Genomic DNA, 19,216 nt, shown 5'->3' with positions numbered 1-19,216 from the left:
CGGGTGCGTTCAGAAAGGTGTGGTGTTGAAGGGTTTCCGCGTCGTGGCGAAGGCGCGGTCGAGCGCGTCGGCGGCACCGGCGGTGAGTGAGCCCACGCGGCCCGCGCTCTCGAACTCGCTGATCGAGTGCGTGCCGAAGTAGGCGGTCGTGAGTTCGAGCGGCCCGATGCGGACGTCGGCGGCCGCCCCTTCGGCGGGCGTCCAGACGCCGTGGCCGCCGGTGATGTCGAGCCGGTAGGTTCCGGCGCTCAACCCCCACGGATCGGCCACCTCGATGACGCCGTGGAAGTCGGCCCGGAACTCTCGGGCTCCGATGGCCTTGGGCAGGTTGAGGATCCACGTCGACAGCCCGGCATCGACGCCGGTCACCGCAGCGGCGCGGGCATCCTCGAGCAGCAGCGGGGTGGGGTCGTCGATGGCGGTGTCGAGGAGGATCCGGGCGTATTCGCCCTGGCCGAGCAGACAGCGCAGCAGCTCGCGGTGGGCGGGCACGGTGAGCGCGCAGAAGTCGCGCACATGCACGGCGTCTCCGGCGAGTTCGTAGACGACGTAGCCGTCGGCGTGCGTCAAGACGAACGCCCGCGGATGCAACGCACTGGGCCACCAGGACTCCGCGCGATCCAGCGCCCCGGGCGTGCCCTGCTGCCAGCGGGCGTAGAGCCGACGCAGCTCCCCCATCGACTCGGCGTACGAAGACTCCCGCACTCGACCCGAATCCGGTTCGGCCGCTCGGAGTTTCGCCCGCGCGCGGTCGATCCGCAGATGCCGGGTGTGGGTGGTGACACCGACATAGGCGTAACTGCCGCCGGGCCCGGGCATGGCGGCGAACACGTCGGCTTCGGTCTCCATGGCGATGGCCATCAGCTCGGCCTGCACCTTGGCGTAGATTCCGCGCTTCTGATGGGTGGTGGCGACCATCCCCTGCGCGCAGGCCGCGACGGTCAGCTGGGCCCCGCCCGGCGCGGTCACCGTGGTGCGAATGATGGCCGCGGTCCCCACGATGCGCGGTTCCCCGGCCTCGGTGACGTCCTCCACGACCGCGATGTCCTCGAGCCGGAACTGCCGTTTCCACGCCTCGAAATCGTGGGTCTTCACACCCCCGAACGCGCGATCGTAGCGCCCGCGCAACGCCTCCCAATCGGATTCGACGGCGCGGCGGGTGCGGATCCCGTCGATGGTGCGGCTCTGCCAGTCGGCCATGAGTTCCGAGGTCATGCGAGGCCTTTCGGGTCGAGGGCGGCGGCGTGGGCGCGCACCTTGTCCAGCGCGGTGAGGATGTCGTCGATGTCGGCGCGCTCGCCCAGCAGCACGCTGTGATGCATGAGCAGGGTGTGATCGCGGTAGTGGTCGGCGCCGGTGAAGTCGCGCCCGGTGGCGCGTCCGACGGCCTCGGCCCAGCGCCGCGCGAAGCGAGGCTTGGTCTGCGGGCGCAGCAGGGCGCTGCGGTGCAGTGGATCGCGGGGCGGGTAGACCTTGGTTCCGAGTTCGGCCGTGAGCGCCGCCGCCACCTGATCGACGGTTGCGAGACCGAAAGCACCGGGTTGCAGCCGGATTCCGTATTCGTAGACCGCGCGCCGGTCCACCGCCGCGGGGACGGGGATGCGTTCCAAACCGGGAATGTCGGGCAGTCCGGCTTCCAGATCCTTCGCCCTGGCCTCACGCAGCGCGTGCTGGTCGTCGAGGCGCGGCAACTGGTCGAGCAGGAGCCCCGCGGTGAGTTCGGACATGCAGTAGTTCGCGCCCATGACGGTGGCCTGTTCGACGAGCTCGAACTCCCCGGGAGCGGGCGCATGTCGTGTGTACGCGCGAGAGTCCGCGCGCAGCATGAGCATTCGCTCGTACAGGTCGCGGCGGTCGGTGATCGCGGCCCCGGCCTCCCCCGCGGCCAGCGATTTGGCCGCACCGAGGCTGAACACCCCGATCGCGCCGAAGGTCCCGACCGCGCGACCGGCCCACCGAGTGCCGTGCGCTTGCGAGCAGTCTTCGATCAGCGCGAGCCCCTCGTCACCGGTGACCGCGACGATGTCGTCGAGTTCGGCCGCGGTGCAAGCCAGATGCACCACGATGGCCGCCCGCGTGCGCGGCGAGACGACCGCGCGCAGTTCATCACCGGTCAGGCAGCCGGTATCGGGATCGACATCGGCGAGTACCGGCACCGCGCCCACCCGCAGCACCGCCGTCGCCGGAGCGACCCAGGTCATGGCGGGCACCACCACCTCGTCCCCGGGCCCGATCCCGAGCGCCTCCAACGCGATCACCAGCGCACTGGACCCGTGGTCCACGCTGACCCCGTAGGCCGCGTCGTTGTAGCGGGCGAACGCCTCGCCGAACAACCGCTCGCGCGACTTGCCGCCGCGCGGGCTGTACCAGGTCACCGACCAGCGCGAGGAGTGCAGCGCGGCCAGCAGTTCCGCCGCGGTCCGATTGTCGTATTGCGGCCAGCGCGGCCAGGCCCGTCCCCCGCGGACCGACGCACCCCCGTGCAGTGCGAGCATGGCGCGCCTACCCGACCACGACCGGGGCGGACGCCCGCGCGACGACATCGAGCGCGGCCCGGATCTCCGACACCTCCACCGGCACCAGCGGAAGGTCCCCCGTATTCGCCGGACGCCCCAGCGACCGCAGCAGCACGAACGGCACCGTGTCCGGCCGCGGCGGCAGGTACCCCTTCTTGTTGTCGTCCGCGATCACCGCGAGCACATCGTCGACGCTCACCGACGCGGGCAGCGCCGGCTCCACGCCCAGCCCGGTGACGATCTCGTAGTGGACGCTCACGTCGTCATCGGACAGCCACCCCCGTGCGTGCGAGATATGCGCGGCCACCAGCATTCCCAGCGCAATCGCCGCGCCGTGCGGAAGTCCCGCGACCCCGCGCACCCGGTGATCGCAGATCTCGATGGCGTGCCCGGTGGTGTGCCCGTATTCGAGGACCAGGCCGGCGCGGCGCTCGAAGGTGTCCGACCGGGTGACCGCGGATTTCGCGGCGATGCTCGCGTCCAGCAACCACAGCAGCGAATGCGGGCTGCTCAATTCGCCCGCCGCGATGACCCGCCGCAAGCCGTCCAGCGCCGACGGCTGGATCGCGAGACAATTCTTCGCCATTTCACACAACCCCGAACGCAATTCACGCTCCGGCAGGGTGGTGAACAGTTCGACGTCGGTGAATATCGCTTCGGGCGCGTAATAGGTGCCCAGATGATTCTTCCCGACCCCGGAGTTGATCGCCTGCTTGAGCGACAGCACCGAATCCATGGCCGCGATCGTGGTGGTCGGCACGTGCACCAGCCGCACACCCCGGAACAGCAGGTTCGCCATCAGCCCGGCCAGATTCCCGGGCACCCCGCCGCCGAAGGACACCACGACCGAACGCCGCGTGACGCCCGCCCGCAAGGCGGTCTCGAGATGGCTCGACAGGCAGGTCAGCGTTTTCATGGATTCGCCGGAGGGATGCGAGAGGATCAGCGCGGGAATGGATCCGGCCAGGGTGTCGAGGTGGTGACGGTAGCGGGCGCGGACGTCGTCGTCGGTGACGATCACGAGTTTGTCGGGTCCCAGGGCGGTGATCGCCGCACCGATCTCGGCTACGCAGTCGCGGCCGAAATAGTAGGGAAACGATTGTTCGCCGATCACTATCGTGCGCGACCGCAGACCCGATTCGTCGCGCGACAATGAAGTATTGGCCATTTCCGGTGCCGCTCCTTGCTATTGGCCGATCCCCCATCGACTCCCTTGCCGGCGCCATTGCCGACCCTCGCACGGCAAATATCGAATGCGCGCTCCCCACTTGGCAACCGCTGGGATTCCCCAGTCAGGTGCAGGCGAATTCGCGAGTACCACTGTGCGAAACACGGTGTTGCGCCGCCACCACCGCCGGTGGTACCGCCGCCTGCGGCCACCCCGGGTCGTCATTCCGTGCGGCCCCGGCCGGTGCGGCCCCCTAGGCTGGGGGCAGATGACCGTGTGCGAAGGGATGCCGTTGGCCGACAACGAATTCGGGCTGCCGACCGTCGAGGTGCTGCGCGCGCCCACGCTGGCGGAGTTCGTGCGCGAACGCCGGGCGCGGGCCAGTACGCGCTATCCGGCGGGGCTGACCCGTAAACAGCTGGCCGAGGCCACTCACGCCAGTCTGGGCTACATCGCCAAGATCGAGCAGGGTGAGGCGCTCAATCCCGGTCCGGCCATCCTGGATTCGCTCGCCGTGGTGCTCGAGCTGGACACGGCCGAACGCGTGCACCTGTACCACCTGGCCCAGCAGCGTCCGGCGGCGTCGTCGGCGCGGGCGTTGCGTCACGGTGACGCGGCGGCCTCCGCGGTGCGCACCACGCTCGACGCCCTGCTGCCGCATCTGGCCGCCGCGATCGACGATGCCTGGAATGTGGTGGCCTGCAACAGCGCCTTCGACGAGGTGCTGCCGGGACTGTCGTGCCGGGGGCACGTGCTGCGCTGGATGTTCACCGATCCGCGGGCGCGCATCGTGCTCGAGGAGTGGGAGCGCGAGGCGCGGTTGATGGTCGGGCGCTTCCGCGCCTACGCCGCCGGGGTTCCGGGAAGCGGCGAACTCGACGGTCTGCTGCGGGAACTGGGTCAGCAGCACGACTTCCGGCGGCTGTGGAACGAGGGGCATGTGCACATCGGCCGCCAGGACCCCACCTTCACATTGCGAAACCCCCGCACCGCCACCGTGTTCGACGTGCGGGTGCAGCGCTATCGCGCGACCGCCCCCGGTCCGGCGCACCAGTTGTTCATCGGACTGCTCGAGCCGTGATCAGCGGGGCACGCCCGCGAGGAATCCACGCAACAGCGCGTTGACCTCCCCGGGATGGGTGAGTGAGGGGGTCATGGCGGCCCCGGCGATGGTGTGCACCGGCACCGGATTGCCCAGAGCCGCGGCCAGTTCCTCGACCTGCTCGGCGCTGATCGCCTGATCGGCCAGCCCGCGCAGCACCAGCGCCGGACACCGGACCTCGCCGAGCAGCTCGAGCACGGTGTCCCGGTTGACCAGGCACTCCCCGGCCAGCCGGATGCGTTCGCGGTCGGCAGCGCCCCATTTGTCGCGCCAGGGCTGCTGCTCCTCGACCGTGCCGCCGACCATGAGTGAGCCCACCATCCTGATGGTCGGCCCCGGGGTGGCGCCGCTCGTCCACTGCGCGAGCACCTCCTGGTACCCGGCGCGGCGTTGCGCGGTCATGGCGGTGCCGCTGCAACCGACCACGATCAGCCCGTCGACCCGCGGCTGCGCCAGCAGCGCCATCCGCAGCGCCGTGAACCCGCCGTGCCCGACCCCGCCCACCACGACCCGGTCCAGGCCCAGTTCGTCCACCACCGCCCAGGCGTCGCGGGCGAGATCCCAATAGCTGAACGGGGTGTCGTCGTCCTCGGTCTCGCCGTGCCCGCGCGAATCGATGGCGATGATCCGGTAGTCGGGCGCGAGCGCCTCGATCTGGGGTGCGAACATCGCCTGATCCATGAACAGCCCGTGCCCGAGCACCACCGCCGGACCCGGCCCGCCGGTATCGGTGTAGTGGATCTTCACCGATCCTCTGCTCGCAAACGGCATTCCGAAACTCCTTCAGTTCACCCTGCAGGAATCGCTCACCGTACAGCAGATTCCACACCGGGTGACCGTCCTTGCGAGATCCGTCACGCCGCCCGCTCCGCCAGGCCTCCCACCACGAATGATGTTCTGCCCGTAGAAAATACGGCTAGACGCGAGGCTCCAGCAGATACTCGACCAGAGTGATCAGCGCCTGCAGGCAGGGGTTGCGGTCGCGGGCGTCCAGCCGCAGCAGCGGGGTGTCCGGATCCAGGTCGAGAGCCTCCCGGATCTCCTCGAGCGCGTGGCGGGGCGCTCCGTCGAAGTCGTTGACGGCCACCGCGTACGGCACGCCGCGCTCCTCCAGGATCGACAGCGCCTCGTCGGCCTTGTCCAGGCGGCGGGTGTCCACCAGCACCAGCGCGCCGAGCGCGCCGACGGCCAGGTCCTCCCAGATGGGCACGAACCGGCGCTGGCCGGGCGTGCCGAAGAGATACAGGGCCAGGCGGGGATTGAGGGTGATGCGGCCGAAGTCCATGGCCACCGTGGTGGTGGTCTTGCCCGGCAACCCGGCCATATCGTCGACACCGACGCTGGCCTCGGTGATCGTCTCCTCGGTGCGCAGCGGCCGGATCTCGGACACACTGCCTACGAACGTGGTCTTCCCGACGCCGAAGTTCCCCGCCACCAGCAACTTCACGGTGCGGGTGACGGTCTCCGGCACATAGTCGACGACGCGCTCATGCGGAGAGAGCGCGGAGTCCATGGAGTACCTCCTCCAAGAGGGCTTGTCCCGGCAGCGCTTCCACCGGGGCAGGGTGGGCCAGATGGCCACTGTCGAGCAGATCGGCTACCAGGATCTTCACCACCGACGGCGGCAGATCCAGGTAGGCCGCCAGCTCGGCGGGGGTCAGCACCCCGCGCCGAGCGATCTGCAGGATGCGGCGAGCGTCCGGGGACGCACCGGGTGGCGGATCGGATACCGCGACAACCAGACTGACCAGATCCAGCGCCCGACTCGGACGCGATCGGCCACCGGTGCGCACGTAGGCCCGGACCAGGTCGGGATCGCGCCGGGGCCGGCTCATGACCGCGGCAGATCCACTCTGGTCCGCGACGTACTGCCGAGCTCACGCCCGACCCGCCCGGCCAGCTCGTTCATCCGGTGCGCGACCAGGCTGACGTCCACGTCCTGGGTGGTCGAGACGCCGAGCAGCGCACCGGCTCCGGCGGCGGTGATGAAGATCATCCCGTCGGCGTATTCGGTCATGTTCTGCCGCACCGAGTTCCCGGGCGAACCGCCGCAGAACTCGGCGAGCGCCTTGCCCAGGGCCCGCAGACCCGACGCCGCGGCGGCGAACCGCTCGGCATCGTCGATGCTGACGCCGCCGGTATGGGCGATGCGCAGGCCGTCCTCGGACAGCAGCACGGCGAACCGGACACCGGGGGCCTCGAGATCCTCGAGCAGCCAGGCCAGCCGGTTGGTATCACTCACTGCCGTCGCGGGCGTACCGGTCACGATGTCATCCCTTCGGAGTGCTCGTACGCGGCCGCACGGCCGCGCTGGGAGCCGCTGTGCCAGGCAGCGGCGATATCGGGACGCGCGGAGGCGGTGGCGTCCGCGGTGTCCGGGCCGGCGGTGGCCGCCAGGGCCACCGTCGCGGAGCGGCGGCGCCGTCGAGGCAGGCCGCCGGAGGTCAGTTCCTGGGGTGCGACCGAATCCATGGCCACCACGGTAGGTTCGGGATCGGGTGAGGGCAGCCGGGTGGGCGCGGGCGCCGGGGCGGGAGCCGCCACGGTCATCGGCACCGGGGCGGGAGCCGGCACCACGGCCGGGGCGGTCAGCTGCGCGGCGGCCGGTGCGGCCAGCAGGGTTTCGGGGATGAACACCATGGCACGCATACCGCCGTACATGTTCGGGCCGTCGATGTAGACCGAGAACCCGTAGCGGCGCGCCAGCGCGGCCACACCGGGGAAGCCGACGCGCGGCGTCGGACCCAGCGCGTGGATGTCGACGACCTGGTCGCCGGCCAGCACGCGGCGGGTCTCCTCGAGCTGTTCGGGGTTCATCCGGACGCCGGCGTCATCGACGATGACGGTGACGCCGTGGTGGCCCTCCTGGAAACCGATGTCCACGAACGAGGTCGGCGGCGAGTAGCGCAGCGCGTTGTCCAGCAGCGTCGCGATGGTGTGCACCAGCGGCTCGACCACCCGGCTCACCACCGGGCGGTCCAGTTCGCCCGAACGCACCCGGGTGTAGTCGCGCACGCGGCCGGTGGCACCGCCCACCACGTCGGTGAGGGACTGCTGCGGCCAGCGGCGGCCGGGCAGACCACCACAGACGATCACGTAGGACTGCGCCTGACGGATCATCTGCTGCACGGAATGGTCGATGCGGGTGAGCGTCTCGAACGTCTCGTCATTGCGGTGGCGACGCAGCGCGGCGCTCACCACCTGGCTGACGTCGGCGCCCAGGCTCACCACGGACGCGCCGAACGCGCGCACGGCCGCGGAGGTGGCGTCGCGGGCCGCGCCTTCCACCTGCGCACGAGCGCTGTCGGCGGCGTCGGCGACCGCGGCGCGGGCGTTCTCGTTCGATTGCGCGACCGAGACGCGGGCGGCCTCCTCGGCCTGGGCGATGGCCAGCTGCGCCATCTCCTCGACCTGGGCGATCGCGGTCTCGCGGGTGGATTCGGCCTCGGCGAGGGCGAGCTGGGTCTCGTTGGCGCGTTCGCGCGCGACCCGCTCGGCGGTCTCGGTGGCGACCTTCTGCAGTTCTTCGCCGCAGCGGGCGGTCCACTGCCACACCAGTTCCGCGATGCGCGACTGTTCGAGTACGACCGGCAGGTTCACGGTCGGGTTGTCGGGGTCCGAGCGGCGCACCGCCGCACCGATGGCGGGCACGACATTCTCGGTCAGATTCGCGATCATGGCCTCGACCGCGGCGTCGCGGTCCACTTGCTCCTCGCGCACGGCCGCGACACGCCCACGTTCGGCGCGCAGGGCGCGCCACAGGAATACCACCCCTACCACCGCGAGCACGAGAGCGGCGGCGAGGACCCAGGAAAGCAGCACGGCGTTGTCTTGATTCATCAATTCTCTTGTCGTCCGGCCGATCCTGAAATCGGCGGAGCCACCATAGCAGAATCGTCTGTGTCCCCGAACCTTTCGGTATCTCCGAGCAAACCGCCGACCGGAGTCCATGCAGCTCATCGCATTTCAGCGCACTCTTGCAGGCCGAGGGCTCGCTGCGTTGGACCTCCCCGCCGAGCGGGTTCGAACCCGAGGTCCGAGCGCCACAATATGGACGTCCGACCATTTCTTCCGAGGTCGTGGCCCGACGTGCCGACACCGGGCTTCGATCACCGGTCGCGCAGCCCCGAGAGGGGTCCAGCGGCCCAGCTACTCCCCCGCGCCCGCAGCGGGTGGCTTCGAGGGGGAACCGATTTCGACCTCCGCTCGAAGCCACCCCGCGATCACCTACGCACGGGCCGGAGCGCCGGTCGCGTCGCCGATCCACTCCAGCACCGCGTCACCGACCTCGATCCGGCGCGGCAGCAGGCCGTTGGCGGCGAGCAGATCCGCGGCATGCTGCTGTTCGGCGAGAAACTCCGGACTCACCGGGCCGATGCCGAACGGCCGGCCGCGCAGGGCGGCTTCCCACGCGTCCAGGTCGGCGTCCCCGCCGCGCGCCTGGATGTCGTCCACGAAATACCGCGCGGCCTCGCGCGGATGCTCGACGATCCACGCGTCGGATTCCCGCAGGGCGGCGACGATCGCTTCCAGTTCCGGGCGGTGTTGTTCGGCGAAGTCGCGGCGGGTGAACCACAGCGACGGGTGACTGAAGACCGATTCGGTGTCGACGATCGTATGCAGGTCGACGGCCGCCTCCACGGCGGCCAGACCCGGATAGGCGCCGACCCAGGCGTCGAGTTCGCCGCGACGCAGCAGGTTTCCGCCGTCGTGCACGTCGGTGTCGACGGGTTCGATGTCGGCCCAGCCGAGCCCGGCGCGGTCCAGGGCGAACAACAGCAGCGTGGTCTGCCAGGATCCGTGCGCGATCCCGACGCGCTTGCCCCTCAGGTCGGCGGCGGTCTCGATGCCGCTGCCCGCCAGGGTCACCAGGCGACCGTTCTCGACGCGCGGACCGGAGATGCCGACGTAGACGATGTCGCGGCCGTGGGCCAGGGCGGTGATCGGCGGGGTGAAACCGGTGCCGATGAAGTCGTAGCCGCGCTCGTCGAACAACCAGTCCGAATGCTGGGACGGCAGCGCCGATTTCACGTCGACCGGCGCGGGCCGGGGCAGTTCGCGCAGGTCGACCCATTCCACATCGGGCAGAGCGCGTTCGAGGATGCCGCGGTGCCGCAGCACGAACAGCGAGTTGTTGTGCGGGAAGTAGCCCACGCGGATGCTCATGAGATCTCCTGGTGAATTCGGGTTTTCGGGGATGCGGCCGGGACGGCCGGGTTCGATGGCGGTGCGGCCGCCGGGCGGGTGAGACGGGAGCGGCCCAGCAGCGGCAGCACTTCCTCGCCGACGCGATAGGCCTCCTCCAGATGTGGGTTCCCGGCCAGAATGAAGGCGTCGACGCCCAGATCGACGAGTTCGTCCAGGCGCTGGGCGACCTGCTCGTAGCTGCCGACCAGCCCGAACGCGGGCCCGCCGCGGATCAGGCTGAAGCCGCACCACACATTCGGTTGCACCTCGAGGTCCCGGTAGCCGGTGATGGTTTCGGGCACCCAGCCCTGGATTCGGGCCGCGCCCACCGAATCGCCCTGGGCGGCCCGGTTGGCGGCGGCGCGGTCGACGAACGCCCAGCCCTGCTCGATCTCGGCCCAGGCGGCCTCCTCGGTGTCGCGGGCGACGATGTCGATGCGGACGGCGAACTTGGGTGTGCGGCCGGTCCGTTCGGCGTGGGCGCGGACGCCGTCGAATTTGGCGCGCAGGTCGGCGAAGGGCTCGAGCCAGGACAGGTAGTAGTCGGCGTGGCATCCGGCGGCCTGCACGGCGGCGGGCGAGGAGCCGGAGAAGTACACCTCGGGGAAGGTCTGCCCGGCCAGGGCGGGCGGCAGGGCCGCGCCCTCGGTGTGGAAGAAGCGGCCCGCGTGGTCGAACGGTTCGCCGTCCCAGACCCCGCGCAGGACATCGAGGAACTCGCTGGTGCGCGCATAGCGGTCGTCGTGGGAAACCTTGTCGCCCCACCACAGTTGGGCCGGTCCCCCGCCGCCGCTGATGATGTTGTAGACCAGCCGTCCGCCGGTGGCGCGCTGCAGGCTCGCCGACATGCGCGCGGCCTGCACGGGGTGCAGGAAGCCGGGCTGGAAGGCGACCATGAAGCGGTAGGTGGTGGTTTCGCGGGCCAGTGCCGCGGCCACCGCCCACGGGTCCTCGGTGATCGGGAACGAGGGCAGCAGCCCGCCGAGGAATCCGGCCGACTCCGAGGCGCGCGCCACGGCCGCGGCGTGATCGAGATAGCTGTAGCCGTCGAGCTCGCCGCCACGGACGGCCGGGGCGATATTGCCGGGACCGTAGCCGCCGGCATGGCCGCGGTTGTAGCGGCGCGGGGTGCGCAGGGAGGCGTGATCGCCTTCCATGCCGATGCGCCAATAGATGTCGATGGTCATGCCGTGGCCTCCTTCAGGGTGCGCCCGGCCGGGTCGGCCCGGAACAACAGGTGTTCACCGGCGCGATGAACCTCCTCGAGGTGCGGGTGACCCGAGAGCACCACGGTGTCGACCCCGGCGGCCGCGTAGTCGCGCAGCCGCCGCGCCACCTGGTCGTAGCTGCCGACCAGGCCGATGTCCTGCGGATAGCCCAGGTGGGCGAAGCCTGCCCAGCGCTGCTCGCCCAGGCGCCGGGCCGTGGCGCCGGTGGCGCCGGGATACAGTTCGCGCCACTGCCTCTCGACCCGGGCCCAGGCCTCGGCCTCGGTGGCGCGGGCGATGACCGGCACCTCGACGCCGGCGCGCACGGTGCGTCCGGCTGCCGCTGCTCGCGCGCGCAGTTCGGTGAGGACCGGTTCGATTCCGTCGGGGGTCTCGGTGAGGGTGTGCACGTCGGCGTGCCGCGCCGAGAGGTCCAAGGCCGCCGTCGAGTTACCGCTCAGGTGGACGACGGGGAACGGCAGGCCGGAGAGGATGCCGCGGAATCCACCGTTGACGACGTCGTAATGCTCGCCCGCGAAGTCGAATCCGGTGCCGGTGAAACCCGCGGGCGCCACCGCGGACTCGTTCCAGACACCGCGTGCGACGGTGAGGAATTCCGCGGCTCGCGCATACCGGGCGTCGCCCTCGACTCGGTCGCCGCGCCGCCGCGCGTCCACCGGGTCGGTGTCGACCGCGAGCCGCCAGGCCAGCCTGCCCGCCGAGAACCGTTGCAGGGAGGCCGAGATCTTCGCGGCGTACACCGGTGTCCCGAATCCGGGATGGAACTCGACGACGACCCGCGCGTGCCGGGTGGCGCGCAGCGCCCCGGCGGCGACGATCCAGGATTCCTCCCCCGCCGGGTCGTAGGGCGCGAGAATCCCATCCAGTCCGGACAGTTCCGCCGCGTGCACGATCTGATGCAGGTCGTCGAAGGGGCCGAACCGCCCCGGCCGGACATCGGTGACATCGCCGTATCCGGGACCGGCCGCGGTCGGTCGATCGCCGGTTCCCCGCGGGCTCACGGGATTCCCCTGCGCCCGCGAGGCATTCGCCCCCACGTCGGCGGCGGGGATCGGAGCCCTGCCGCGACCGCGATGCCGCTGTTCGGGGTGGGCCCGGCGGCCGTCACCGCGGCTGGGCAGCCGCCACAGGTACTCGGTCATGCCGCCACCTGTCCGGCGGCCACCAGCGCACGCGCCTGCTCGAGCGGTTCGGGCGCCAGCCACGAGTCGAGGTCGAAGTCGGCGGCCAGGAAGCCGTGGGCGTAGAGGAACTGCTTCTGCACCGCCAGCAGTTCGACACGGTCGGGCGACAGGCTCGGATGCAGGCCGACGGTGAAGTCCGTGCCGTAGGCGGCGATGACACCGGCCGGGCCGGACAGGGTTTCGCGTTGCAGCACTTCGGCGGCCGCGTCGTGGTCGGTGGTCGCCCAGTCGGCGGCGCGCAGGGTTTGCGCGAGGAAGCCGATCACCGCCTCCGGGCGGGTGTCGAGCAGCTCCTGGTGCACGGTCAGGGGCCGGGGCGTGCCGTTGTTGACGCGCAGGGCCCGGGTGGCGGAGACGTCGAGATCGACCGCGACCCGCAGGCCGTGTTCCTTCGCGACCTCCTGCGCGTGCGCGCCCTTGATGTAGACGGCGTCAACCGTGCCGTCGAGCAGTTCGGCGACGCCCCAGGTCAGGGCGCGCTCGCGGTGCTGGATCTCGGTGCGCACCTGCGGATTCGGTTCCACGCCGAGCTCGACGATCCGGACGTCGGCGAGGGTGAGTCCGGCCGGGCGCAGGGCGTTGGCGAACCCGTGCAGGGCCATGGCACGCGGGAAGCTGCGCGCCTGATCGCGGGCCCACGCCGGGATGCCGACGCGCACCCCGGCCAGCTCGGCGGCGGAGGTGACCGGCGAATTCGGGCCGACCACAATGGCTTGCGCCTCGTCGATCCAGGTCAGTCCGATCAGGCGGGTCGGTGAACCCTGGGCCCGGGCGGCCAGGGCCGGGACGTTGCCGCCCTCCCGGATCAGCCCCGGCAGGGTGTGGTCGAAGTGGCGGACGGCGAGTTCGGGGCCCGCGTCCTGCAGCACTCCGAAGGCCAGGCCGTTGCGCGCGGCGGTGTCGCCGAGCCAGCCGAGGCTGTGGGCGAGGCCGCTGGCCGTGGGCACGGGGCAGCGGGTGTACCAGAGGGTGTCGGTCATGGTGTGCTCCTGGGGTTTTCGGGGTCGGCGCTGCCGACACCGAGCTGGGCGAGGAACGCGGACCGGTAGCGCAGCGCCGCCGGGTCGGTGTGGTCGCGTGGGTGGGGCAGCTCGATGGCCTGGTCGACGGCGAAGCGGCCGCGGTCGAGGATGAGCACGCGGTCGGCCAGGCGTACGGCCTCGTCGACGTCATGGGTGACCATGAGCACGGCCGGGCGGTGCCGGGCCACCAGATCGCCCACCAGGTCCTGCATCCGCAGCCGGGTGAGGGCGTCGAGTGCGGCGAAGGGTTCGTCGAGCAACAGCAGGTCGGGTTCACGGACCAGGGCGCGGGCCAGGGCCGCGCGCTGGGCCTCACCGCCGGACAGGGTGGCGGGCCATTGGCGGGCCTTGCCGTCCAGGTGCACCTCGGCCAGGGCGCGTAGTCCGGCGTCGCGGGTGGCGCGGGAACGCCGCTGCCCGATGGTCACATTGGCGAGCACCCGTTTGGAGGGGACCAGCCGGGGCTCCTGGTAGACGGTGGTGCGGGCGGGCGGGACCAGCACCTGTCCGGCGTCGGGCTGTTCGAGTCCGGTGAGCAGCCGCAGCAGGGTGGTCTTGCCGGTGCCGCTGGGGCCCAGCAGCGCCACGAACTCGCCGCGCCGGATGGTGAGGTCGACGCCGTCGAGAATCACCTTGTCGCCGAACGACTTCCGCAACCCGGTGATCGAGACCGCCAGCGGGGCGGCCGTCTCGGGCCCGGAGACACCGGTACGGGCCGGAGTGTGGTCGATGGCGGTCATCGCAGCGCCGCCTGACCGCGCCACGGCATGGCGACGCGCTCGACCAGCCGCACCGCGGCGTCGAAGATCAAGCCCAGCAGGGCGTAGAGCACCACACACAGCACCATGTAGTCGGTGCGGTTGTACTCCTGGGCGAGGGTGACCAGGTAGCCGACGCCCTCGGTGGTGCCGACCTGTTCGGCGGCGATGAGACCGGTGATGCTGATGGACAGGCACACGCGCAGCGCCATCAGCACCCCCGGCAGCGCGGCGGGCAGGATCACCTCGAGCACCAGCCGCACACCGCTGAGCCCGAACCCGCGCGCGGCCTCGATCAGCCTGCGATCGACATTGCGGACGCCCAGATAGGTGTAGGCGTACATCGGCGCGACCGTGGCCACCGCGATGAGCGCCACCTTGTACAGCTCGTCGATACCGAACCAGGCGATGAACAGCGGAACCAGAGCCAGGAACGGCACCGCGCGCACGATCTGCAGGGTCGAGTCCACCAGTTCCTCACCGAGGCTGGACAATCCGGCCACCAGACCCAGCACCAGTCCCGCGCTCACCCCCAGCGCGACGCCGATCGCGGCGCGGGTGAAGGACGCCAGTGCGAAGTCCACCAACTGACCGCTGCGGGCCAGTTCGAGCAATGCCGACCACACCTTGGGCGGTCCGGCCAGTACCTGCGGCGACAATGCCCCGGTCCCGGCCGCGATCCACCACGCCGCGATGATCAGCGCCGGCAGCACGAACCGGAGCGGCACGGAAACCCATGCGGGCCTGGCATGTTCGGTCCGGTCCCGGGGCGGCGCCAAACCTGCCCGGGCTGCGGCGGTCGCGTCCATGTCAGCGGCCCTGCTGCAACCCGGCCGACTGCTCCGGGGTGAGTTTCGACTTCAGGTCGTAGAAGATGTCGGCGGCGGTGACGTCGCGGTTGATGACGCCGTTGTCGCGGAACAGCTTCACGATGGCGGCCAGATCCGCGGCATCGGAGGCGGTGGGCAGATGCGGCGCGGTGGCCTCTCCGCCGACACGGATCGCGTCGGCCAGCCGGGGACCGCTCAGCGCGCGCGGACCGGACTGATCGAACACGTTCTGGAACTCGGCGGGATTGGCGCGCTGCCGAGTCGCGAGCTGCTGCACCGTCCGCAGGAAAGCGGCCGCGATCTCGGGGTGCTGGTCGGCGACCTCGGTGCGGAAGACGAAGACGGTGTTGTCCTTGGAGCCGATGGACTGTTCGGTGGCGATCTCGACGCCACCGTTGGCCTTGGCCTCCTGGTAGGGCACCAGGAACGAGGCCCAAGCGTCGACCTTGCCGGTGGCGAAGGCGGAGGCCGCGTCCTTCTGCTGCAAGGGAACCCGGGTCACCTTGTCGGCGGGGACGCCGGCCTGGGCGAGGGCCTGCAGCAGGATGTACTCGCCCTTGCCGGCCGGATTCACCGCGACCCGCTTGCCGACCAGGTCCGCGACTGATCTGATGCCCGACCCGGGCGCCGCCAGGATGCCGCTCTGGTCCTTGCCCGCCGGATCCGACACCGAGACGATGCGCACGGCCACGTCCTTGGACAGGGCCCCGACCACCGGGCTGAAGGCGGCGTCGGAGACGTCGAGTTCCTTGGTGTTGAACAGTTTGAGCATGGAGCTGAAACCCGGTGTCGTGGTGACCCATTCGACGCGGGCGTGCAAGGGGGCGAGCGCTGTGTCGAACAGGCCCTCGCGTTTGCCGACCGCGAGCGGTCCGGCATTGCCCGGATCGACGACCTTGAGCACGATCTCGCCCGGCGCGGCCGTGGTGGAGCCGGAGCCGCACGCGGCGACCAGGGCGACGACGGGAGCCAGGATCAGGGCGTGACGCCAACGGCGTGGCCGGCGCGTGCGGTACATGGAGGGCACCTCTTCCGTTCGGAACTGTCCAACGATGCCTCGGGACAGTAGGGATTCCGGCGGGGCGAGGCGAGGTAATGCTTTCCGAGGATCGGAAGGGTTGACAGAGATCGCCCGAACCCGTTAGGGCCGTTCCCCTCCAGCTTTCCAAATAATGGAAAGCGATGCGCCGGTTGCCTACCGGTCCTGTGCTACGGTCCCCACCGTGGAAGGTTCCGGAGTGCAGACCGTCGCTCGTGCCCTGTCGGTGCTCGACTGTTTCCGCGACGGGCAGGAACGCGGCGTCTCGGAGGTCGCCCGGCAGCAGGGGCTGGCGGTCAGCACCGCCCATCGGCTGCTCACCGCGCTGGTACAGGCCGGATTCCTGGACAAGACAGCGGATTCGGGCCGCTACCGCATGGGTGGGGCGCTGGCCGAATACGGTCAGATCGCCTATCGCCAGCACCGCATCTACCTGGCTGAGCCCGCTCTCGAACAGCTCGCCGCCACCACCGGCGCGAGCGCCTCGCTCGCCATCCGGCACAGCATTCACGCTGTGCTGCTGGCCACCAGCCGCTGGCGTGACACCGACGGCCACCGCCTCCAAGGCGTCCGGCTGCCCTTGCACGCCAGCGCCCTCGGCAAGACGCTGCTGGCCTGGAACGAGGCCACCGACGCCGAACTCGCGACGCTCCCCTACGACGAGGGCACCGACCGGTCGGTGTCGACTCCCGCCGAACTCCGTGCCGAGCTCACCCGCACCCGGGAACGCGGCTACGCCTACAACGACGAGGAACTCGACCCCGGCTTCCGCACCCTGGCCGTTCCGATCCTCACCCCCACCGCCCCGTACCGCTTCGCGCTGGGCCTGCGCGGACCCACCACACTGATGATTCCCGAGCGGCTGCCGTTCCTGGTCGACCTGGCCAAGATCACCGCGACCGACATCGCGACCCGCTTCACCACCGCCTGACCCAGGTCCCGTTCCCCCGAACCATCCGGCCGCCAAGGGATTTCATCGATCCCGGTTGGCGGCGGTGACGCCGGACTGACAGCATGGACGGCATGCGAACGTTCGCGGTCCCTCGACCGCGCGTGTGGCCTAGACGCCGCGGACGGCCGGGCGATACAGCAGAGTGATCAGGCTGGAACCGGCCAGGCCGCCGAGGATCTGGGCCGCGGTGAACGCGGGCACCGAGGACGGGGCGATGCCGGTGAACGAATCCGACAGCATGCGCCCCAGGGTGAGCGCGGGATTCGCGAATGACCCCGAGCTGGTGAACCAGATGGCCGAGCCGAGGTAGGCGGCCACGGCCGCGGCGCCGACTCCGCGTCCGAGCCGGGCGGCGGCGAAGCCGATCGCGACCAATCCGGCGGCGGCGATGATCTCGCCGAGCAGGTGGCCGCCGGTCACACGCTGCTGGGTCGCCAGTTGCAGCGGAGGCCGGTCGAACATGGCGTTGGCCAGCAGCGCACCGACAATCGCGCCGGAGCATTGCGCGGCGACATAGACGCCGAACGCCCGGGTGGACAGTCCCCGGCGGTCGCGCCGGCCGCCCAGCCAATCCGCCAGCGACACCACCGGATTGAGGTGCGCGCCCGAGATCGGGCCGAAGATCAGGATGAGCACGGCCAGCCCCAGCGCGCTGGCGGTCGAGTTCTCGAGCAGCCGCAGGCCGAGGTCGCCGGGTGAGAGCTGGTCGGCCGCGATGCCCGAACCGATCACGACGGCGGCGAGGGCGGCGGTACCGGAGAACTCGGCCACCGCTCGACGCCCGAGCGGCAGCGGGCCCGCGTCGGGGATGGCGCGGTCAGCGGCGAGGACGGGCGGTTCGGGGTTCGGCACCCGGTCACAGTGCCAGACCAGCGGTTTCCGAAGCCGGGCTCGGCACAAGATATTTCGTATATACCGCCGCCGGGCTATTCCAGGCCGCCCGCGCCCACCTCCGGCAGGCCCTCGGTGAGGCGCAGTCGCTCGGCCATGGTGATGAGCAGGTGCTGGGATTCCTCGCTCAGATCGACGGCCGCGATGGCGAGCCCGCGCAGGCCGGGGAATTGCAGGCGGGCGAGCAGGTCCAGGTCGTGGCCGCGCGGGACGGGGTGGGCGGCGGTGGCGAAATGGTCGGGGCGGACCCGGAAGTAGCGGGCCAGGGCGGCGATGGTCTCGCGGGAGGGGTTGGTGCGCGCACCCGAGCGCAGCTGGCTCAGGTAGGGCTTGGAGATGGGGTGGCCCCAGGCGGTGAGCTGGGTGGCGACCGCGGAGTTGGTGTGCGGGCGTCCGCCGGGCGCGGGCATGGCGTCGAAGAGCTCGTTGAGCCGGGCCGCGAAACCGGTCACGGCCGACGGGATCGGGGCGGGCGTGCCGTGCCGCGTCGGGGTGCGATGCGGGATGCGGGTGTAGAGGCGGTCCAGGGCGGGGTCATTGAGTGAGGAGCGTTCGAGCAGGTCGGCGATGCGGAGCATCGGGTCGGGGGCGTGATCGGGGCTCATTCGGCCACCTCCTGGCCGTCGAGGCCGGTCATCCAATCATGGTCGCTGCGTAGTCCGGCCCAGCGCACTTCGACGGCCGGGACCGACGGGAACGCGAAGAGCTGCGCGATCTCGCTCGCGCTCAATCCCATCGCTTTGCCCCAGGCGAGCGCACGGTCTCGCTCGCTCAGGCCCTCCAGACGGCTGCGGAACGCCAGGCGGGAGACGACGGATCCGGCGATGTCCTCGGCGGCGGCCAGGACCTCCGACAGCTCGGGGCCGTCCTGGCTCACCACCGCCACCGTGGACGCGGGCTGGTACCGGTAGAGATCTCCGCCGCGGCGGCTGCGGCGGAAGTGCTCGACGAAGGCGCGGACACACGCGCCGAGGAAGTAGCCGCCCAGACTCTGTGCGCCGTCGGCGTCCCAGCCGTCGCCGTCACGGGCGGCGCGGCGAAAGCGTTCGAGGGCGCGGGTGATGGTCTCGCGCACGAAGTCCTCGGCGAAGCGGGTCTCCACCAACAGCCGCTCCTGCGCGGTCGGACGCAAGGGCATCCCCTCGCGTTCGGCGACCGCGAAAATCCAGCCGCTGCGTACCCACGGCCCCAGGACGGCCAATGCGTGGCGAACCAAACTGTCCGCCAACAGCTTCCAGGCCGGTCCCTCGAATCCGGCCTTGCGAACCAGCTCGAACAGCTCGTGTTCGGCCGCGCATCTCTCTGGGTCGGTCATGTTTCAGGTGTCCTCCGCCCTGC

The 19,216-nt window shown here is 70.8% G+C and carries 20 protein-coding genes; 2 read left to right on the top strand and 18 right to left on the bottom strand.

Annotated features, from left to right (window positions below; all coding sequences use genetic code 11):
• Positions 1 to 9: 9 nt before the first annotated feature.
• Genes ACFRAQ_RS14675 through ACFRAQ_RS14665 form a run of 3 tightly spaced genes read right to left on the bottom strand, consistent with a single transcriptional unit; the run spans position 10 to position 3,684 of the window.
• Complete coding sequence (locus ACFRAQ_RS14675) at positions 10 to 1,215, bottom strand: GNAT family N-acetyltransferase (protein WP_379099198.1); 1,206 nt, start codon at positions 1,213 to 1,215, stop codon at positions 10 to 12.
• Positions 1,212 to 2,495: a DegT/DnrJ/EryC1/StrS family aminotransferase gene (locus tag ACFRAQ_RS14670; RefSeq protein WP_379099194.1), complete on the bottom strand. Its 1,284-nt coding sequence runs from the start codon at positions 2,493 to 2,495 to the stop codon at positions 1,212 to 1,214. Before ACFRAQ_RS14670 ends, ACFRAQ_RS14675 begins: the two co-directional genes overlap by 4 nt.
• A gap of 7 nt (positions 2,496 to 2,502) precedes the next feature.
• On the bottom strand, positions 2,503 to 3,684 hold the full coding sequence (locus ACFRAQ_RS14665) for a 2-deoxy-scyllo-inosose synthase (protein WP_379099191.1): 1,182 nt from the start codon (positions 3,682 to 3,684) through the stop codon (positions 2,503 to 2,505).
• Positions 3,685 to 3,952: 268 nt separating this feature from the next.
• Between ACFRAQ_RS14665 and ACFRAQ_RS14660 the strand changes: the two genes are divergently transcribed.
• Positions 3,953 to 4,765: a helix-turn-helix domain-containing protein gene (locus tag ACFRAQ_RS14660; RefSeq protein ID WP_379099188.1), complete on the top strand. Its 813-nt coding sequence runs from the start codon at positions 3,953 to 3,955 to the stop codon at positions 4,763 to 4,765.
• Here ACFRAQ_RS14660 and ACFRAQ_RS14655 read toward each other — a convergent pair whose 3' ends face one another.
• The 12 genes from ACFRAQ_RS14655 to ACFRAQ_RS14600 form a co-directional block, all read right to left on the bottom strand.
• A complete protein-coding gene (locus ACFRAQ_RS14655; protein ID WP_379099185.1) occupies positions 4,766 to 5,557 on the bottom strand; it encodes an alpha/beta fold hydrolase in 792 nt (263 codons plus the stop codon). It abuts the gene before it with no gap.
• Positions 5,558 to 5,702: 145 nt separating this feature from the next.
• Positions 5,703 to 6,299, bottom strand: coding sequence for an ATP/GTP-binding protein (locus tag ACFRAQ_RS14650; protein WP_379099182.1), 597 nt, complete (start codon positions 6,297 to 6,299; stop codon positions 5,703 to 5,705).
• On the bottom strand, positions 6,274 to 6,621 hold the full coding sequence (locus tag ACFRAQ_RS14645; RefSeq protein WP_357082077.1) for a DUF742 domain-containing protein: 348 nt from the start codon (positions 6,619 to 6,621) through the stop codon (positions 6,274 to 6,276). Before ACFRAQ_RS14645 ends, ACFRAQ_RS14650 begins: the two co-directional genes overlap by 26 nt.
• Complete coding sequence (locus tag ACFRAQ_RS14640; protein WP_357276764.1) at positions 6,618 to 7,052, bottom strand: roadblock/LC7 domain-containing protein; 435 nt, start codon at positions 7,050 to 7,052, stop codon at positions 6,618 to 6,620. Before ACFRAQ_RS14640 ends, ACFRAQ_RS14645 begins: the two co-directional genes overlap by 4 nt.
• Positions 7,049 to 8,626, bottom strand: a complete 1,578-nt coding sequence (locus ACFRAQ_RS14635; protein ID WP_379099178.1) for a sensor histidine kinase — start codon at positions 8,624 to 8,626, stop codon at positions 7,049 to 7,051. The genes ACFRAQ_RS14640 and ACFRAQ_RS14635 overlap by 4 nt, the downstream gene beginning before the upstream one ends.
• 387 nt (positions 8,627 to 9,013) lie before the next feature.
• A complete protein-coding gene (locus ACFRAQ_RS14630) occupies positions 9,014 to 9,952 on the bottom strand; it encodes an ABC transporter substrate-binding protein (protein ID WP_379099176.1) in 939 nt (312 codons plus the stop codon).
• Entirely contained in the window at positions 9,949 to 11,160 is a 1,212-nt protein-coding gene (locus ACFRAQ_RS14625; protein WP_379099173.1) for an LLM class flavin-dependent oxidoreductase, read from the bottom strand. The genes ACFRAQ_RS14630 and ACFRAQ_RS14625 overlap by 4 nt, the downstream gene beginning before the upstream one ends.
• Complete coding sequence (locus ACFRAQ_RS14620; protein WP_379099171.1) at positions 11,157 to 12,344, bottom strand: LLM class flavin-dependent oxidoreductase; 1,188 nt, start codon at positions 12,342 to 12,344, stop codon at positions 11,157 to 11,159. The genes ACFRAQ_RS14625 and ACFRAQ_RS14620 overlap by 4 nt, the downstream gene beginning before the upstream one ends.
• Entirely contained in the window at positions 12,341 to 13,366 is a 1,026-nt protein-coding gene (locus ACFRAQ_RS14615; RefSeq protein WP_379099168.1) for an ABC transporter substrate-binding protein, read from the bottom strand. Before ACFRAQ_RS14615 ends, ACFRAQ_RS14620 begins: the two co-directional genes overlap by 4 nt.
• Positions 13,363 to 14,148, bottom strand: coding sequence for an ABC transporter ATP-binding protein (locus ACFRAQ_RS14610; RefSeq protein ID WP_379099165.1), 786 nt, complete (start codon positions 14,146 to 14,148; stop codon positions 13,363 to 13,365). The genes ACFRAQ_RS14615 and ACFRAQ_RS14610 overlap by 4 nt, the downstream gene beginning before the upstream one ends.
• Positions 14,145 to 14,975: an ABC transporter permease gene (locus ACFRAQ_RS14605; protein WP_379099162.1), complete on the bottom strand. Its 831-nt coding sequence runs from the start codon at positions 14,973 to 14,975 to the stop codon at positions 14,145 to 14,147. The genes ACFRAQ_RS14610 and ACFRAQ_RS14605 overlap by 4 nt, the downstream gene beginning before the upstream one ends.
• Before the next feature lies 1 nt (position 14,976).
• Entirely contained in the window at positions 14,977 to 16,014 is a 1,038-nt protein-coding gene (locus ACFRAQ_RS14600) for an NrtA/SsuA/CpmA family ABC transporter substrate-binding protein (protein WP_379099159.1), read from the bottom strand.
• A gap of 205 nt (positions 16,015 to 16,219) precedes the next feature.
• Here ACFRAQ_RS14600 and ACFRAQ_RS14595 point away from each other — a divergent pair, with 205 nt between their 5' ends.
• Complete coding sequence (locus ACFRAQ_RS14595; protein ID WP_379099156.1) at positions 16,220 to 16,966, top strand: IclR family transcriptional regulator; 747 nt, start codon at positions 16,220 to 16,222, stop codon at positions 16,964 to 16,966.
• 129 nt (positions 16,967 to 17,095) lie between these two features.
• Here the strand turns inward: ACFRAQ_RS14595 and ACFRAQ_RS14590 are convergent, their stop codons facing one another.
• The 3 genes from ACFRAQ_RS14590 to ACFRAQ_RS14580 form a co-directional block, all read right to left on the bottom strand.
• Positions 17,096 to 17,839: an aquaporin gene (locus tag ACFRAQ_RS14590; RefSeq protein ID WP_379099153.1), complete on the bottom strand. Its 744-nt coding sequence runs from the start codon at positions 17,837 to 17,839 to the stop codon at positions 17,096 to 17,098.
• A gap of 74 nt (positions 17,840 to 17,913) precedes the next feature.
• A complete protein-coding gene (locus ACFRAQ_RS14585; protein ID WP_379100266.1) occupies positions 17,914 to 18,330 on the bottom strand; it encodes a helix-turn-helix domain-containing protein in 417 nt (138 codons plus the stop codon).
• Between the two features lie 149 nt (positions 18,331 to 18,479).
• Complete coding sequence (locus ACFRAQ_RS14580; protein ID WP_379099150.1) at positions 18,480 to 19,193, bottom strand: RNA polymerase sigma factor; 714 nt, start codon at positions 19,191 to 19,193, stop codon at positions 18,480 to 18,482.
• Between the last annotated feature and the right edge of the window lie 23 nt (positions 19,194 to 19,216).

The organism is Nocardia sp. NPDC056611, from assembly GCF_042792755.1.
Lineage (GTDB): Bacteria > Actinomycetota > Actinomycetes > Mycobacteriales > Mycobacteriaceae > Nocardia.
This window is presented reverse-complemented; position numbering and strand designations above follow the sequence as displayed.

What these genes read in the sequence shown, in the direction of transcription:
- ACFRAQ_RS14675 (WP_379099198.1), bottom strand. Translation starts at nt 1,215, where the DNA reads ATGACCTCGGAACTCATGGCCGACTGGCAGAGCCGCACCATCGACGGG.
- ACFRAQ_RS14670 (WP_379099194.1), bottom strand. Translation starts at nt 2,495, where the DNA reads ATGCTCGCACTGCACGGGGGTGCGTCGGTCCGCGGGGGACGGGCCTGG.
- ACFRAQ_RS14665 (WP_379099191.1), bottom strand. Translation starts at nt 3,684, where the DNA reads ATGGCCAATACTTCATTGTCGCGCGACGAATCGGGTCTGCGGTCGCGC.
- ACFRAQ_RS14660 (WP_379099188.1), top strand. Translation starts at nt 3,953, where the DNA reads ATGACCGTGTGCGAAGGGATGCCGTTGGCCGACAACGAATTCGGGCTG.
- ACFRAQ_RS14655 (WP_379099185.1), bottom strand. Translation starts at nt 5,557, where the DNA reads ATGCCGTTTGCGAGCAGAGGATCGGTGAAGATCCACTACACCGATACC.
- ACFRAQ_RS14650 (WP_379099182.1), bottom strand. Translation starts at nt 6,299, where the DNA reads ATGGACTCCGCGCTCTCTCCGCATGAGCGCGTCGTCGACTATGTGCCG.
- ACFRAQ_RS14645 (WP_357082077.1), bottom strand. Translation starts at nt 6,621, where the DNA reads ATGAGCCGGCCCCGGCGCGATCCCGACCTGGTCCGGGCCTACGTGCGC.
- ACFRAQ_RS14635 (WP_379099178.1), bottom strand. Translation starts at nt 8,626, where the DNA reads ATGAATCAAGACAACGCCGTGCTGCTTTCCTGGGTCCTCGCCGCCGCT.
- ACFRAQ_RS14630 (WP_379099176.1), bottom strand. Translation starts at nt 9,952, where the DNA reads ATGAGCATCCGCGTGGGCTACTTCCCGCACAACAACTCGCTGTTCGTG.
- ACFRAQ_RS14625 (WP_379099173.1), bottom strand. Translation starts at nt 11,160, where the DNA reads ATGACCATCGACATCTATTGGCGCATCGGCATGGAAGGCGATCACGCC.
- ACFRAQ_RS14620 (WP_379099171.1), bottom strand. Translation starts at nt 12,344, where the DNA reads ATGACCGAGTACCTGTGGCGGCTGCCCAGCCGCGGTGACGGCCGCCGG.
- ACFRAQ_RS14615 (WP_379099168.1), bottom strand. Translation starts at nt 13,366, where the DNA reads ATGACCGACACCCTCTGGTACACCCGCTGCCCCGTGCCCACGGCCAGC.
- ACFRAQ_RS14610 (WP_379099165.1), bottom strand. Translation starts at nt 14,148, where the DNA reads ATGACCGCCATCGACCACACTCCGGCCCGTACCGGTGTCTCCGGGCCC.
- ACFRAQ_RS14605 (WP_379099162.1), bottom strand. Translation starts at nt 14,975, where the DNA reads ATGGACGCGACCGCCGCAGCCCGGGCAGGTTTGGCGCCGCCCCGGGAC.
- ACFRAQ_RS14600 (WP_379099159.1), bottom strand. Translation starts at nt 16,014, where the DNA reads ATGTACCGCACGCGCCGGCCACGCCGTTGGCGTCACGCCCTGATCCTG.
- ACFRAQ_RS14580 (WP_379099150.1), bottom strand. Translation starts at nt 19,193, where the DNA reads ATGACCGACCCAGAGAGATGCGCGGCCGAACACGAGCTGTTCGAGCTG.